Origin of the sequence: Methylibium rhizosphaerae, from assembly GCF_006386545.1 — a bacterium.
Classification (GTDB): Bacteria; Pseudomonadota; Gammaproteobacteria; order Burkholderiales; family Burkholderiaceae_C; genus Pseudorivibacter; species Pseudorivibacter rhizosphaerae.
In genome coordinates this window covers 50,603-66,345 of sequence record NZ_SWAR01000026.1, presented here as the reverse complement: position 1 = coordinate 66,345, position 15,743 = coordinate 50,603, and the positions used below count along the sequence as shown (strand labels likewise).

Genomic DNA, 15,743 nt, shown 5'->3' with positions numbered 1-15,743 from the left:
GCGCGCGCCTACGGCTGTGGCCTGCACGGCACGTCCACGTGCTTGCAGCCGATGTCGTAGAGCAGCGGTTCGTCGGCCATGTTCGTGTCGCCGTCGGCAAAGCGGGCCACCAGCCGCATGCGCCGTCCTGGTTCGTCGTAGCTGTACGGCGTGCCGCGCGGCGTGCTGGTCACGGGCTGTTGTTGCGGCGACAGGAAGGGCGACAGCCGCGCAGGCTGGCCGGCCGGCGCCGGGGCGATGTGGAATCCCTGCGTGCCGGTTTCACCTGCATGGCAGCCGGTGCAGCTGCCGAGCGCGAAGCTGTGGACCTGGGCTTCGCTCAGCGACCTTCTCGTGCGCCAGACGCTGGCCGCGGTGAACCGCGCGAACTTGGCCCGCAGCTGCGTGTCGCCGTTGTCGTCCACCTGGTCGTAGGGCAGCCTGCCGCAGATCGCCTTCAGCTCGGCGAGCTCGGCGTCTGCGAGGTTGCGCTCGCCCAGCGTGTAGCGCCATGCCATCGACTGGGTGCTGCTCCACCATTCCTCCGCGATGCGATCGGCGAGCGTGACCGACCGGCTGGCGCAGTCGAACGGTTCGCGCCTGAGCTTGCGGGTGCTCAGCATCCAGTTGTCGTTCAGGTAGAACTCGCGGTACTCGAATTCATCGGTCGGTCCGCCTTGCTGGTCGCCGCCGGCGCCCAGGCCGACGCGGACCCGCTCGCCGGTGCGGAATGCCAGGTTGTGCGAGGCATTGGTGCTGGCATTGATGAGGGCGCGGTCGAATCGCACGCCGTAGGCCGTCCAGCTCAGGATGTTGCGCAGCAGCGCGACGTACTCCGGCGAGTTCAGCGGGTGGGCCGACAGCTCCTGCCACACCTGGGCCCACAACTGGCGGCGCTGGCGCCAGTCCTCTTCATCGACCGGGCCGTTGGCAAACACGAAGCCGTTGTCCAGGGTGATCGCGCCGTTGGCGCCTCTCTTCAGGGCCGGCAGCCGGTATTCCGCCGAGATCGTCATCGGCACCGGCGAGCCGTCGGGCAGCGTGCGGTCCACCGCAAACACGAGGCGTGCCTCGCCGAACCACCGGCGTTCCGCGCCGCCGAGGATGCCGCCGCCGCGCATGTCGAAGTCGCCGGCCAGGTCCAGCCGGTTCACCACCGCGATCAGGCGGAACGGCTCGATGCCCCGGTCGGGGTCGAAGGCGCCGTCGGCCAGGATCATGTTCCGGAAGGTGTTGTAGATGACCGGCACGGTGCCGACCTTGGAGACGTCCGGGTCGTCCGCGCTCAGCGCGTTGTGCGTGTCCACGTCGCGCGCGCCTCCCTTGAACGGGTGCAGGGCGAAGAACTTCGGGTCGCGCTGCTCCTTGCCCCAGTCCGGGTGGTCCAGCGCCAGCTGGTTCAGGTTGCGGCTCACCGCATACAGCAAGGCACCCAGCTTGAAGTCGGGCGCGATCCTGTCGAGCACCTGCCGGTCGGTGATGACGAAGCTGCGCTCGTATGAAACGGCAGGGGCGGATGCGGCGAGCGACTCCTTGGCCTGCTGGGCGCCTGCGGCCTGCGCATGCTCGTCCGGCGATGACCCGCCGCATGCGGCGAGCATCAGGCATGGTGCTGCCCAGGCGCACAGCGCCGCCCTGAATCGCGAGATCCTTCCTGTGGTCATGGCTTCCTCCTGAAGTGCTGTTCGAACTTGGAGGCGACATGGTTGTCGAACCGCGCGGCGGGTGGTGCCGCCAGCCTGGCAGGCTGCAGTGCGGGCCGGTTGAACAGCGGTTTTTCAGGCTTGAACGGTGGCGGCGTTCAACCGCGTGGGGCCGGGCGGGACGGCGCCCGGCCCGCAGGAGCCGGCGTCTTGTGCTGCTCCCAGTCGATCAGCTTCAGCTCCCGCGCCCGCACCACCGCGCCCACGCGCGTGCTCGCGCCCAGCTTGCCGAAGATGTTCTTCACATGCCACTTCACCGTGGTGAGCGAGATCTGGGCGCGGGTGCTGATCTGCTGGTTGGTGAGGCCCTGGGCGAGCAGCATCAGCACTTCGAGTTCGCGCGCGGTCAGTGCGTCGGCCGCGCCGGCGGCGGCCCTGGCGTCGCCACGCCCCAGCGCCGCACCGAACACCCGCAGCACCCGCTCGGGCATGAGCCGCCGCATCTGCGGCACCTCCAGCGCGGCCACCAGCACCTGGTGGAAGCGCGGGTTGTCGTCGAACCAGCTGCGCGAGGGCGCATGCCCGCGCGCCCGCACCAGCGACTGGTGCAGGCAGCGCAGCGCCTCGTCCCGGGCTCCCGCATCCCACAGGCAGCTGGCCAGCGCCGCCTCCACCGCGTGCAGCCGCAGCATGTGGCCGGCGGCCTGGGCGCTGTCGCGCAACTGCTCGAGCACGGCACGCGCCTCGTTGTGCCGCCATTCGTGCGACAGGATGGCCGCCAGCGCCATGCCGCGCCGCTCCCAGGCTTCGTCGTAGGGGCGCGGCTCCGACCATTCCGAGGCGTCGTGCACGCCGAATTCCGCGGCGCAGCGGCGCGCCTGGGCGTGCTCACCCATCGCGAGCCACAGGCGCACCTTGTCGGCGCACACCTGCGCCGCAAAGCGCCGCTCGCGGCTGCCTTCGAGCACCCCATGCAGGAAATCGAGCAGGCGCATCGCGCCTTCATGGTCGCCGTCGGCCGCGCGCACGCGCGCCAGCGTGCGGGTGGCCGTGGCAAGCGTTTCGTAGGTGCCGCCGGCTTCCAGCAGCGGCAGCACCTCCTCGCAAAGGCTGCGGGCCTCGGCCAGGCGGTTGGTTTCGTAGCGCACCAGGGCCAGCGCGGTGGCGGCATTGGCCCAGGCGGCATTGCGCGGGCCGTTGCGGGCGCCGGCCCACAGCTGCTCGACCCGGCGCGCCGCCGAGCCGAAGTCGCCCTTGGCGCGCTCCACCAGGGCCAGCACGCTGCTGGCATAGCCCACCCCGTAGGGGCTCATCGGCGCAAGGATCTCCCTGGCGCGCATGGCCTGGCGCCATGCGGCGTCGAAGCGGTTGCGGCAGAACATGGCATAGGCCCGGCTCACCAGCTGCAGGCCGCGCAGGCCGGCCTCGGCGTCGCCGTCGTCTGCCATCGGGGCGTCCTCGGGCAGGGCGTCGGGGTCGCCGCTCAGCACCTGCAGGATCTGCTGCAGCGTGCGCAGCTGGAAGGCCGATGGCACGCCGGTGCGGCCATGCGCCTGCTCCAGCAGGCGCAGCATCGCGCGGGCCTGGTCGAAGCGGCGGCTCAGGGTCAGGCAGGTGGCATAGCTCAAGCCGAGTGCGGGCCGGGTCGCGAACTGCTCGCGCGGCAGCTTCTCGCACCAGCGCACCACCTCGGCGATGTCGCCCACCTCCTGCCAGCGTTGCGCGGCACGCTCCATCAGCTCGGCGCACCAGCCCGGCCGGCCGCCGGCGAAGGCATGCGGCAGCGCCTCGGCAAAGCGCTGCTGCCCCGCGTACCAGCGGCTCGCGCGCTCGTGCAGCACCCGCTTGCGCGCCGGGTCGGCGGCGAGGCGGCTGCGCAGGAAGTCGTGGAACAGCGGGTGGTAGCGGAAGGCGAGGCCGTGGTTGTCCTGCGCGGTCACGAACAGCTGGGCGCGCTCGAGCTGTTCCAGCACGGCCTGCGAGCCGTCGCGGGCCAGCAGCGCGTCGCACAGCTCGCCGGTCATGAGCTCGACCACGCTGGTGGCCACCAGGAAGTCCTGCAGCCGCGGCGGCTGCTCGCGCAGCACCTCGCCGTCCAGGTAGGTGGCCACCTCCACATGCGCTCCGTCGAAGTCGGCCTCGGGGGCCGCCGGCGCCCCGTGGCGGCGCGCCATCGCCAGCAGGCCGAGCTTCACGCCCGCCGCCCATCCGAGCGTGGTGTCGATCAGGTGCTCGGCCTGGGCCCGGCCGGGCGGCTCGTCCATCAGCTTGCGGCCCAGCTGGACCACCTGTGCGGCATCGAAGGCGAGGTCGCCGCCGTCGAGCACCTCCAGCTGGTCGCGCAGCCGCCATGCCGACAGGTGCAGACCCGGCAGGCAGCGCCCGGCCAGCACCCAGTGCACGCCAGGTGCCGAAGCGGCCAGCAGCGCATCCACCAGCCGCAGGCACTGCGGGTCCTGCACACGATGGAAGTCGTCGATGACGAACAGCAGGTCGCCGCCGCGCTGGGCGAGCAGGGCCGCCAGGGCCTGCTCCGGGCCGTCCTGTGCCGGCAAGCCCGGGGACTGCGGGTCGGCCTCTGCCAGGCCGGCGAGCAGCCGGGCGGCCAGGGCCCTCGGCCCCACCGGCGCTTCCGGCCCTTCCACTGAAAGCCACACCGCCAGCCGGCGCTGCCGGCTGTGGCGGAACCACTGGGTGAGCAGCGTCGTCTTGCCGGAGCCGGCCGGAGCGGCCACCACCACCAGCCGCAGCTTGGAGGCAGCGTCCAGCCGCGCCATCAGGGCAGGGCGCGTGACGCTCGAAAGGGCCAGCAGCGGTGGCTCGGTCTTCATCTCTGCGTCGCGGGCGAGCGGAAGTGCAACCGATCGTGTCCGAGCCGGGAGGCGCAGGGCCGCCGGCCGGGGTGGGGCGCGAGTGTAGCGGAGGCCTGCGGCGGCCACGGCCGCTTGCGCAGACGACCACCGCCGGGCTCGGGCGCACGCGCCGGGCCCCTCCCTTGGGAGGGGGCGCCGCCCGGGGCCCCTCCCTACGATGCCCGCCGGGCAGCCGAGGCGCCATGCGGGCGCCCCGGTCGCACCCCACCACAAGAGAGACAAGGAGACACCATGCACGCGCTACCCACGCCGCGGCGCCGGGGCTTCGCCTCGGTGAACCTGCTGCTGCTTCTGCTTCTGGCCCTGGCCGTTGCGCTCGGGCACGACCGGGCTGCCGCCCAGTCGCCTTCCTTCGTGCAGTTCGAAAGCGGGCCGGTGCGGCCGATGGCCCTGTCGCCCGACCGGAGCCGGCTGTTCGTGGCCAACACGCCCAACAACACGCTGGAGGTGTTCAACATCACAGAGGCCGGACTGCAGCTGGCCGCGCGGGTGCCGGTGGGGCTGGAGCCGGTGGCGGTGGCTGCGCGCAGCAACACCGAGGTGTGGGTGGTGAACCACCTGTCCGACAGCGTGAGCATCGTCGAGCTCGGCGGCACGCCGCGGGTGGTGCGCACGCTGCTGGTGGGCGACGAGCCGCGCGACGTGGTGTTTGCCGGCAGCCCGGAACGGGCCTTCATCACCACCGCGCACCGCGGGCAGCACCGCAGCGACGCGTCGATCGCCGGCGTGCCCGGCGCGGGCGACCCGCAGCTCACCACGCCCGGCGTCGGGCGGGCCGACGTGTGGGTGTTCAACCCGGCGAACCTGGGCGCCGCGGTGGGCGGCGTGCCGCAGCGCATCCTGAGTTTCTTTGCCGACACGCCACGGGCGCTGGCGGTGAGCCCCGACCGCTCGACCGTCTACGTGGCGGCGTTCAAGTCCGGCAACCAGACGACTTCCATCCTGCAGCCGCTGGTGTGCACAGGGTTCAACCCGAACCTGCCCTGCATCGGCGAGAACGGCAAGATCATGCCCGGCGGCAACCCCGGCCCGAAGACCAACTTCGAAGGCAGGAAGGCACCCGAGGTGGCCCTGATCGTCAAGTACAACAAGGCGAGCGGCAAGTGGGAAGACGAGCTGCGGCGCAACTGGAACAACGCGGTGCAGTTCCGCCTGCCCGACCTGGACGTGTTCGCGGTGGACGCCAACTCGCTGGCCACCAAGGCCGCCCACTCGGGCGTGGGCACGGTGCTCTTCAACATGGTGACCAACCCGGTGACCGGCAAGGTGTACGTGTCCAACACCGAGGCGGTGAACGAGGTGCGCTTCGAAGGCCCCGGCACCTATGCCGGCCACACGGTGCAGGGCAAGCTGGCCCAGACGCGCATCACGGTGATCTCGGGCAGCACGGTGGCGCCGCGGCACCTCAACAAGCACATCGACTATTCGAAGCTGCCGGGCAATCCGTCGTTCGACTGGACGATGAAGCAGCATTCGCTGGCCACGCCGCTGGACATGGCGGTCACCGCCGACGGCCGCACGCTTTACGTGGCGGCCTTCGGCTCCAGCCGGATCGGCGTGTTCGACACCGCCGAGCTCGAGAACGACAGCTTCAACCCGCGCACCGCGAGCGCCCGCTACATCGAGCTGGGCGGCGGCGGCCCGAGCGGCCTCGTGCTCGACGAAGCCCGCGGGCGGCTGTACGTGAGCACGCGGTTCGACAACGCGGTGAAGGTGGTGGACCTGGCTTCCCGCGGCACCCTGGCGTCGGTGGCGATGAAGAACCCGGAGCCTGCCTCGGTGGCCGCCGGCCGGCCGTTCCTCTATGACGCGCGGCGCTTCTCGGCCAACGGCGAGGCCTCGTGCGCGAGCTGCCACATCTTCGGCGACATGGACGACCTGGCCTGGGACCTGGGCAACCCGGACGACCGCGTCACCAACAACCCGATCACCAAGAACCTCGCGTCGCCCACCGAGATCGCGCTGGGCAAGATCCTGTTCGGCGTGAAGTCGCCCATCAACGGCAGCGACAACGCCAACGAGTTCCATCCGATGAAGGGGCCCATGACGACGCAGACGCTGCGCGGCATGCGCAACTCCGGCGCGATGCACTGGCGCGGCGACCGGGCCACCGGCCTGTTCGGCAGCAGCGGCACCGACAGCGTGCTGTCGTTCAAGAACTTCGCGGTGGCCTTCGAGGGGCTGCTGGGCGGCACGGCGCCGCTGTCCGAAGCCGAGATGCAGAAGTTCGCCGACTTCCAGATCCCGGTGATGATGCCGCCCAACCCGATCCGCGCGCTCGACAACTCGCTCACCGCGTCGCAGCAGCGGGGCCGCAATTTCTACGTCGGCTCACGGCCTTCGGACGGCATCGACCTCGGGCCGCTGGGCAGCTTCGTGTCGGGGCAGACCGCCTTCAACTGCGAGGGCTGCCACCGGCTCGACCCGGCCAGCGGCTTCTTCGGCACCGGCGGTCGGGCCAGCTTCGAGGGCATCACCCAGATCGTGAAGATCCCGCAGCTGCGCAACATGTACCAGAAGGTCGGCATGTTCGGCTCGCCGAAGGTGAACTTCTTCGGCGCACCCGACACCGGCTTCGTGGGCGACCAGGTGCGAGGCTTCGGCTTCGTGCACGACGGCGCGGTGGACACGCTGTTCCGCTTCTTCACCGCCAAGGTGTTCAACCCGCAGCTCACGGTGGGCTTTCCGATCATCAACCCCGACGGCACCCGGCGCGACGTGGTCGATTTCATGATGGCCTTCGACAGCGACCTGGCGCCCATCGTCGGCCAGCAGGTCACGCTGACGAGCAGCAATGCGGCGGCGGTGTCGGCCCGCATCGACCTGCTGATGCAGCGCGCGCGCACGCCGTTCACGTCGAAGGAGCTGGGCGGGGCGGTGACGGAATGCAGCCTGGTGGCGCGGGTGGTGGAAGGCGGGGTGTCGCGCGGCCTCGTGTACGACGGCGCGCGCCGCGTGTTCGTGGCGGCCGACGGCAGCCAGCGCAGTGAGGCGGCCGTGCGAGCAATGGCATCCACGCCCGGCCAGGAGGTCACCTACACCTGCACGCCGCCCGGCTCGGGTGCACGCATCGCCTTCGATTCCTGAAGGCCGGCATAGGCCCGGCTGCCGCCGTCGCCGCTGCGCGCGGCGGCCGGCCACAGGGCCATCCGCTCGTGATGCACCGGGGCAGCACCTTCCACCACACCGGGGAGGTGCTGCCTCGTTCGCACTTCCTGCAGACACTGTCGAAGAAAAGCCATGGTGCCTCCCACAAGAGCCCGGCTGGACCACGAGACAAACTTAGTCCACCGCTCGGGCGAAGGCTCCCTCCCATCAGGGGGGTGAGATGACTTTCGGTCAGCCGCTTCGAGCAATGCTCCACAGGTTGGCGTCGCGAGGCCCCGAGATGAGGGGCTTTCTGGGGATGCGCAAAACAGGCCGCGACCCCTACATTGGGGGCGGGCGAAGTTCGAAAGGATGACGCCCCCTGCTTTTCCTCCCTGAGCAGGTGCCTCAGCGTGATGACAGCGATGAGGCATTCAGCCTCGGCTTCCTCGTGAAGCCGGGGCTTTTTTGTCGCACCCGGCGGCCGTGCTCAGCGCGAGGCTGCGGCGCCGTTCAGCGCCGCGGCGCCGGCTTGCACCTGCTGCTCGAACCAGCGGGTGAACAGCGGATGCGGCGCGAAACCTTCGCCCAGCTCGAACGACAGTCCTTCGAGGAAACGACGCTCCGGGCCGGTGCCGTTGGTGCGCGCCGGGATCACGATCGCGCGGCCGCCGTCTTTGCCGGCTTCCTGCACCATGTCGCGCACCCGCTGGATCCACGGCGCCCGCTTGTCCGGCCAGTCCTCGCGCCAGGTGGCATGGCGGATGGCGCGGAAGGCCGGCGCGCCGGGGGCGGACTTCATCTGCGCCGCCAACTGCTCCAGGATGCCGACCCACTGCTGGTTGCGCTGGTCGCTGCCGGTGCCGTGAGCCACCAGGATCACGGTTTCCTTGCGCGGATCGCGCGACAGGGCGCGGGCGCGCTCCAGCAGGGTGGCGGCAAACAGCGGGGCGGCTTCCACGCCGCCGACGGTGGTGAGGGCCAGCGGGGTGCTGATGCGTGCGGGCGGGTAGGCGGCATCGTGTGCGCCATGACCATCATGGTCGCCGCCGTGGCCGCCGCCATGGCCGCCATGCCCACCATGGGAATGGCCGGCAGAAGGTGCGGCAGCCGACTCGACGTCGCTGCCGATCATGCGTTCCACGTCGCCCTTGAACGACGACTCGAGCCCGAACACCCGCACGATCACCGCGGCCCGCGCGCCGCGCTTCTCGAGGCGGCGCACGGCCCGCTCGACCAGGGGCTGGTCGGCCATCGAGAACACGTATTCCATCGGGTAGCGCGATTCGAGCGGTGCCACGGCCTGTCGCATCGTCTCGTTCCAGTGGTAGTCGGAGCCGTGCGCGAGCAGGATCACGCCCAGCTCGTTCGCTGCCAGCGTCGCGTGGCGGTTGGCCTCCCGGGCCATCCAGGTGGCGAGCCATTGCTCGGGCCCGCGGCGCGACTGCAGCAGCTCCGCGCCCTTGGGCAGCTCGCTCTTCAGCTCGGCATCGAAGGACATCATGCCGTCGAGCCGGCGGCCGAAGTGGAAGGGCACCACGACCACGCGGCCCGCGCCGCCGGCAGCCGCGGCGTCCTGCAGGGCCTTGCGCGAGGCGGCGCGCAGCGCTTCGCGCTCGCCGCCGCGAGCGTCGGTCCACACCACCGTCTGAACCTGCGCGAAGCCGAATCCTTCGCTGGCCTGCTGCGCAATGCGCTGCCAGTCCTGCGCGACGGCACGCCGGGCCGCGGCATTGGCTTCGGTGGTGTAGCCCACCACCACCACCCGGGCCTGTTGCGGGTGGTGCACGGCGCGCAGTTGTTCGGCCAGCGCCTCGACCGCGAAATAGCTGTCGCCGAAGGGCTGCGCCAGCTCGGCGGGCAGCGGGCCCTTCGCCAGCAGCGGCTTCACCTGCTGCCACTTCGCGTCGGCGCCCGACATGAACACCGGCAGCACCACCAGCCGCTTCGCGCCGCTGGCTGCCAGCCGACCGACGGCCGCGTCGAGCGTGCCCTTGGTGCGGTCGTCGGTGGCGATCACCAGTTCCGCAGGGCGGCCGGCCGCAAAACCGTCGAGCGCGTCGCGGATCTCTTCATTGCCCTGGAAGCCGCGGTCGGCCGCCACCGCGAGGTAGGCGGTGTCCGATGCCGCGGCGCGGGTCGTTGGCGAAGGCTGGGCGTTCACGCCGGCGGTCGCGGTGCACAGGCCGATCGCCAGTGCCGGCAGCCAGCGGGGCCAGCGCAAGGGAGAAGGCAGGTTCATGGGGTGGCTCCTTGTCGTCGTCCAGGGTCAGAAGGTTTGTTCGAGGCGCGCTGCCAGGTTGCGCCCGGGCTGTGAATAGAAGTCCACGCCGGCCGGGCTGCGCGCATCGGCCTGGCGGATGTCGCCCCACAGCCAGTACTTCCTGTCGAACAGGTTGTTCACCGACAGCGAGACGCGCGAGCCCTTCCAGGGCCGCCACCAGGCGCCCAGGTCCACCACGCCGTAGCCGGCCGGGCGGAACCAGGGGGAGGGCGTCGTGCCGCTGTTGTCGTTGACGCGCTTGACCCGTTCGGCCGCGCGCAGGCGCGCCTCGCTGCCCCAGGCAACCGCTTCGTGCGCAAGCCCGAGCGACAGGCGCGCCGGCTCGATGGTGTCCAGCGGCTGACCGGTCTGCTGGTCGCTGCCGCGTGCGATGGCCACCGCACCGTCCAGGCGCCAGCGCGGCGCGAAGTCCCAGGCCAGGCGGGCTTCGGCGCCGTGGATGCGCACCTTCGACAGGTTGACCGACATGAAGGTCGAGCCGAGCCCGGTGATGCAGTTCGGGTCGGCCGGGCAATCGAGGCGGGCGGTGGCGATGAAGTTGCGATACCGGTTGTCGAAGGCGGCCAACTGGCCGCGCAGGTTGTCGGTGCTGAAGCGCAGGCCGAGCTCGACGCTGGTGCTGGTCTCCGGCTCGAGCGCGGGGTTGGGGCTGGTGCCGTAGCTTTGCGCCGGGTTGCGGAAATGCCCGTTCACCTCCTCGTAGCTGGGCGCGCGAAAGCCGCGCACCAGCTGGCCGTAGCCGGCCAGCGCAGGAGTGAATTGCCAGCTGGCGGCGATCTTGGGCGACAGCGCGCTGTCGGTCTGCGACACCGCCTGCTTGCCGATGGCGCCCAGCACCGCCTGCGACAGCGCGTCGCCGATGTCGGGCCGCAGCGCGCGCCAGTCATAGCGCAGGCCCGGCGTGAGCGACAGCGCGCCGCCGGCCAGGCCGTCGATCTCGTCCTGCACGAACAGGCCCACCGTGTCGGTGTGGCCGGGGGCGAAGTCGCGCAGCGGAAAGCTGTCGCCGGCCAGCGTGCTGGTGGTGGTGCCGGTGGTCAGGTTGCGCACGGTGGCGCCGCGCTGCTCCTCGGTGCGCACCCGCATCGCGTCCACGCCCCAGGTGAGCAGCTGCCGCTCCCCCAGCCCGCTGTCGAACTGCAGGCTGGCGCCGGTGGAGCGCTGGCGGAACAGGAAGTCCTGCCCGATGAGGCAGTTGTTGCCGGTGCCGCTGGAAGCGGAGCAGCCGGCCGAGGTGTTGGTGCGGGTCTGCTCGTTGAGGTTGTAGGTCTTCGCGTCCTGCACGAAGAAGCGGGCGTCGAGCCGGTCGTACCAGCTGCCGGCGCCCGGCTTGTGTTCCCACTCGATGCTGGCGCGGGCGCGGCGCGCGCTGTCGGCGCCGGACATCGCGGTCACCTTGGGCAGCGAGGACGCGAGGCGCAGCACCTGGACGTCGGCGTCCTGGTCGCGCGCTTCGGCGGTGAGCACCACGCGGTGGCCGGTCGCCGGGCGCAGCACGAACTTCGCGATCGCTGCGCGGTCGCGCACGTCCTGCGGGTTCGGCGTCGTGCGGCCGGGCGACACGGTGTCGACGTTGCCCTGGTTCTCGAACCCGTGCGCTTCGGTCTGGGTGTAGCCGAGCAGCCATTCGGCCTGTTCGCCGCGCCCCGCGCCCAGCACGGTGCCGGTGCGGCCACGGTTGGCGCCGGTGTAGCCGGCGGCCAGCCTGCCGCCCAGCGAGGCGCCGGCGGCCAGCAGGTCGGTGGGGTCGAGGGTCAGGTAGCCCACCACGCCGCCGATGGCGTCGGAGCCGTAGAGGCTGGACGCCGGGCCGCGCAGCACCTCCACCCGCTTGAGGAACTCGGTCGACGTGCCCAGCGGGGCATTGAGGGTGAAGTTGGTGGGGCCGCCGCCGTTGAAGTAGCTGGGCAGGCGGATGCCGTCCACCAGCTGCAGCACCCGGTTGTCCTCGATGCCGCGGATGTTGGGCCGCGTGGCGCCGAAGCGGCGGGTGTCGCGGGCGAAGGCGAGGTCGGGTTCGTTCTCGAACAGCTCGGTCTCGTCGGCCGGTGCCCGGCGGTCGAGCGATTCGCGGGTGATGCGGGTGATGGTGGCGGGCACCTTGTGCGCATCGGCCTCGTTGCGGGTCGCGGTGACCACGGTCTCGGCCACCGCCTCGGCGGCCTCCACGGCAGGCGCCGGCTGCGCTTGCGCGAGCGCTGAGCCGCCGGCCAGCGCCGCGGCCAGCGCACTGGCATGCAAGGCGCGGCGCGAGGCACGGGCGCGGCGCTGCTGGGCAATGGACAGCGCCAGCCCTGGCTCCAGGTCGGCCAGCAGCAGGCGCAGCATGGCCTGCGGGATGTGCCGCTGCCAGCGGTAGCCGTCATGCGCGCAGCCGACGAAGGCCGGGGCTCCGGCGAGCAGCTGCTCGCGCAGCGAAGGCGCCAGCTCGAAGCGCAGGAAATGCACTGCGCTCGGGCGGCCGAGATGGCGGTCGGGCAGGTCCTCGTTCGCCTGCGCATGGCACCAGCTCTCGCCCTTGCAGCCGACGTACAGGCGGTGCGCCGCCTGGTTGAGCGCGGGCAGCTCGCTGGCACGCCGGGCGGCATCGGGCAGCTCGATGAGCAGCGTGGCCTTCCATTGCCGGCCGTCCGGCAGCAGGTGGGCGTAGGCGGCCGTCTCGTGGGCGATGCCGGCCGCGTCGCTGATGCGCTCGGCGCGCAGCACCTCCTGAATCTGGTGATGCACCGTCCAGGCGTCTTCGAACTGCAGGCGCATCGCCGGCCCGAGCGACAGGCTGCGGGCGCGGCGATGGGCCATCAGCTCGTGGCGTGAAGGCGGCAGCGGTTCAGAGGGAGAAGAAGAGGAGGTCGCGTCCTGCAGGCGGTTTTCCAGCACGGGGGTGGTCCCTTGAAGGGCACGGTGCTGGCTTGCGGCTGGCTGGTGCGTGAACGGAGGAGGGTGATCGGAGCGGCACTTTAATGCGAACAATTCTTGTTTGCAAGAGAGTGCAACAAGCTCAGTGCCACCAGTCGAGCAGCGCATCGCGCGCCTGCAGGCTCCAGTAGAGGCATTGCGCCGCCAGCAGGCCGGCCTTGCCGTACACAGGTTCGAGCCCGTAGGCCCGCAGGCCCGCCGGTATTTCTTCTTCCCGGGTGATGGCGCGGGCCAGCACCTCGCCGCCCAGCGTGGTGGGAGCCACGCCGTGCCCGCCGAAGCCGTAGGCGTACCAGAGGCCGTCTTCGAGCTGGCCGATCTGCGGCATGCTGTGGCGCCCGTAGCTCATGAGGCCGCTCCAGGCATGCGTGACCTTCACGCCCTCGAGCTGCGGGTACACGCGCAGCAGGTCGTGGTAGAGCAGCCGCTCGATCTCGGCCGGGCTGCGCTGGCGGATCGACATGCGCCCGCCCCACAGCAGGCGCGTGTCGGTCAGGGGCCGGTAGTAGTCGAAGGCGAAGCGGGTGTCGAACACCGCGGCGTCGGTGCGTATCGCGTCGGCCAGCCGCGCGCCGAGCGGCTCGGTGGCCATGACGTAGGTGGCGATCGGCAGGGCTGCGCGGGCGAGCGGCCGGCACAGGCCGTCGAGGTAGCCGCCGGCGCAGACCACGACACGGCGGCAGCGCACCGTCGTGACCCCGGTGTCGACTTCCCACTGGCCGCCCGCGCGGCGGATGTCGCGCACATGGGTCATCTCGTGCAGCCGTACGCCGGCGGACAGCAGCACGCGCGCAAGACCGAGCGCGTACTTCAGCGGGTTGAAGTGGAAGGCGCCGGTCTCGTGCAGCCCTGCGTGGTAGCGCCGGGTGCGCAGGCGCTCGCGCAGCTCCTCGCGAGGCAGCCACTGCCAATGCAGGCCGAATTCTTCGCGCATGAGCCGCTGCAGCTCGTGCAGGGAGTGGTCCTCGTCGAACCAGCTGGCCACGATGACGCCGCCGTACACCGCGTCGCAATCGATGGCATGCCGCTCGATGCGGCTGCGGATGCATTGCACCGCGGCCTCCGTCATCCGGTAGAGGCGGCGCGCTTCTTCGCGCCCCACGCGACGGTGCAGCTTCGCCGCATCGAGGCTGAAGCCCCCCGAGACGAAACCGCCGTTGCGCCCCGATGCACCAAAGCCGATGGTGCGTGCCTCCAGCAGCATGCAGTCGCGCACGCCCCGCTCATGCAGGCCCAGGGCGGTGGCCAGGCCGGCGAAGCCGCCGCCCACGATCACCGTGTCGGCCTCGGCCGCAGCTTCGAGCGGCGGCAGGCGCAGACCGGGCGTGGCGGTGGCTTCGTAGTAGGTCGTCATGGCAGGCACCGCGTTTGCTCGGCGACGACATGGACACCCATGACAGACATGCAAGCTTCGACGGGCGCCTGGTGATGCTGGGGTTCGGCAGCATCGGGCAGGCGGTGCTTCCGCTGCTGCTGCGTCACATCGACATGCGGCCCGGGCAGATCGAGATCCTCAAGCCGTCGAAGTCCGGGCTCGATGCCGCCGCCGAGTACGGCGTGCCGCACACCGAGCTGAAACTGAGCCGCGACAACTACGTGGCCGAACTCGAGCGCAGGCTGCACCCGGGCGACTTCCTTCTCAACCTGTCGGTCGACGTGAGCAGCGTTGCATTGATGCAGTGGTGCCGCGAGCATGAGGTGCTGTACCTGGATGCGGCCACCGAGCCCTGGCCGGGCACCTACACCGACCGTTCGATGCCCGCCGCAGAGCGCACCAACTACCACATGCGCGAACAGGCGCTGGCACTGCGCCGGCCGGGTGAGCGACAGCCCACGGCGCTCATCACGCTCGGCGCCAACCCCGGCCTCGTGTCGTTCCTGCTGAAGCAGGCGCTGCTCGACCTTGCCGGCCCGGGCACGTCGGCGCCGGCCGACCGCCAGGCATGGGCCAGGCTCGCGCAGGACCTCGGCGTGCGGGTGATCCACGTGGCCGAGCGGGACGACCAGGTCAGCGCCACCCGCAAGCAGGCCGGCGAATTCGTCAACACCTGGTCGGTGGCGGGTTTCGTCTCCGAGGCCCTGCAGCCGGCCGAGCTCGGCTGGGGCACGCACGAGCGCCACCTGCCGCGCGATGCCGGGCAACACTCGCAGGGCTGCCGGGCAGCCATCTACCTCGAGCGGCCCGGCGCCGCCACGCAGGTGCGCACCTGGACGCCGCTGGCCGGGCCCCAGCACGCCTTCCTGGTCACGCATGCAGAGTCGATCTCGATCGCAGACCACTTCACCCTCGGCGACCCGGCGCGGCCGCAGTACCGCCCGACGGTGCACTACGCCTACCACCCCTGCGACGATGCGGTGCTGTCGCTGCACGAGCTGGCCGGGCGGCAGTGGCGGCTGCAGAAGGACAAGCGGGTGATGCGCGACGAGATCACCAGCGGGCGCGACGAGCTGGGCGTGCTGCTGATGGGACACGAGCGCGGCGCCTACTGGTACGGCTCGCGTCTTTCCACCGACGAGGCCCGCGCCCTGTGCCCCTACAACACCGCCACGTCGCTGCAGGTGGCCGCACCCATCATGGCCGGCGTGGCCTGGGCGCTGAAGCACCCTTCGCAGGGCATTCTCGAGGCCGACGACCTGCCGTTCGACGAGATGCTGGCGATGACGCGCCCCTACCTCGGCGAGGTGGTTGGGGTGTTCTCCGACTGGACGCCGCTCGAACACCGGGAAAGCCTGTTCAGCGAACCGATCGACCCCAGCGACCCGTGGCAGTTCTTGAACTTCAGGGTGGGGTGAGATGGGTTTCTGCAGCTGAGATTTCATGGTCGGACCGGTTGGGGCGCCTGGTCGGTGGCGCGGCAAGTCACGCTCCCAATCCTTCCGCGGCAGCCGCACGCAGGACTTGCTGCCCTGGCGTTCGCCCGGGCTTCCAGCGGGACAGCTGATCGCGCATCGGAGAAGGGG

The 15,743-nt window shown here is 71.0% G+C and carries 8 protein-coding genes; 2 read left to right on the top strand and 6 right to left on the bottom strand.

Features of this window, described 5'->3' with window-relative positions:
* Positions 1-8: 8 nt before the first annotated feature.
* Positions 9-1,643: a hypothetical protein gene (locus E8D38_RS18305; protein ID WP_140634145.1), complete on the bottom strand. Its 1,635-nt coding sequence runs from the start codon at positions 1,641-1,643 to the stop codon at positions 9-11.
* Positions 1,644-1,780: 137 nt separating this feature from the next.
* Positions 1,781-4,453: a winged helix-turn-helix domain-containing protein gene (locus tag E8D38_RS18300; protein WP_140634143.1), complete on the bottom strand. Its 2,673-nt coding sequence runs from the start codon at positions 4,451-4,453 to the stop codon at positions 1,781-1,783.
* A 273-nt stretch (positions 4,454-4,726) separates the two neighbouring features.
* Here E8D38_RS18300 and E8D38_RS18295 point away from each other — a divergent pair, with 273 nt between their 5' ends.
* The gene (locus tag E8D38_RS18295) at positions 4,727-7,582 is read left to right on the top strand and encodes a YncE family protein (protein WP_140634141.1); all 2,856 of its coding nucleotides are present in this window, start codon (positions 4,727-4,729) and stop codon (positions 7,580-7,582) included.
* Here E8D38_RS18295 and E8D38_RS18290 read toward each other — a convergent pair.
* The 4 genes from E8D38_RS18290 to E8D38_RS18275 form a co-directional block, all read right to left on the bottom strand.
* Positions 7,531-7,737, bottom strand: coding sequence for a hypothetical protein (locus E8D38_RS18290; RefSeq protein WP_140634139.1), 207 nt, complete (start codon positions 7,735-7,737; stop codon positions 7,531-7,533). The genes E8D38_RS18295 and E8D38_RS18290 overlap by 52 nt on opposite strands.
* A gap of 335 nt (positions 7,738-8,072) precedes the next feature.
* Positions 8,073-9,824, bottom strand: coding sequence for a CbiX/SirB N-terminal domain-containing protein (locus E8D38_RS18285; RefSeq protein WP_140634137.1), 1,752 nt, complete (start codon positions 9,822-9,824; stop codon positions 8,073-8,075).
* A 27-nt stretch (positions 9,825-9,851) separates the two neighbouring features.
* Positions 9,852-12,743 carry a TonB-dependent hemoglobin/transferrin/lactoferrin family receptor gene (locus E8D38_RS18280; RefSeq protein ID WP_181179229.1) on the bottom strand — a complete coding sequence of 964 codons (2,892 nt, stop codon included), beginning with the start codon at positions 12,741-12,743 and terminating at the stop codon, positions 9,852-9,854.
* A gap of 121 nt (positions 12,744-12,864) precedes the next feature.
* Positions 12,865-14,136, bottom strand: a complete 1,272-nt coding sequence (locus E8D38_RS18275) for an NAD(P)/FAD-dependent oxidoreductase (protein WP_140634133.1) — start codon at positions 14,134-14,136, stop codon at positions 12,865-12,867.
* A gap of 29 nt (positions 14,137-14,165) precedes the next feature.
* Here E8D38_RS18275 and E8D38_RS18270 point away from each other — a divergent pair, with 29 nt between their 5' ends.
* Positions 14,166-15,575 (top strand): homospermidine synthase, encoded by a 1,410-nt coding sequence (locus E8D38_RS18270; RefSeq protein ID WP_140634131.1) that lies wholly within the window; start codon positions 14,166-14,168, stop codon positions 15,573-15,575.
* Positions 15,576-15,743: the final 168 nt, after the last annotated feature.

Bases quoted from the DNA above. Each gene is read 5' to 3' on its own strand.
- E8D38_RS18305 (WP_140634145.1), bottom strand. From the start codon at position 1,643: ATGACCACAGGAAGGATCTCGCGATTCAGGGCGGCGCTGTGCGCCTGG.
- E8D38_RS18300 (WP_140634143.1), bottom strand. From the start codon at position 4,453: ATGAAGACCGAGCCACCGCTGCTGGCCCTTTCGAGCGTCACGCGCCCT.
- E8D38_RS18295 (WP_140634141.1), top strand. From the start codon at position 4,727: ATGCACGCGCTACCCACGCCGCGGCGCCGGGGCTTCGCCTCGGTGAAC.
- E8D38_RS18290 (WP_140634139.1), bottom strand. From the start codon at position 7,737: ATGGCTTTTCTTCGACAGTGTCTGCAGGAAGTGCGAACGAGGCAGCAC.
- E8D38_RS18285 (WP_140634137.1), bottom strand. From the start codon at position 9,824: ATGAACCTGCCTTCTCCCTTGCGCTGGCCCCGCTGGCTGCCGGCACTG.
- E8D38_RS18275 (WP_140634133.1), bottom strand. From the start codon at position 14,136: ATGACGACCTACTACGAAGCCACCGCCACGCCCGGTCTGCGCCTGCCG.
- E8D38_RS18270 (WP_140634131.1), top strand. From the start codon at position 14,166: ATGGACACCCATGACAGACATGCAAGCTTCGACGGGCGCCTGGTGATG.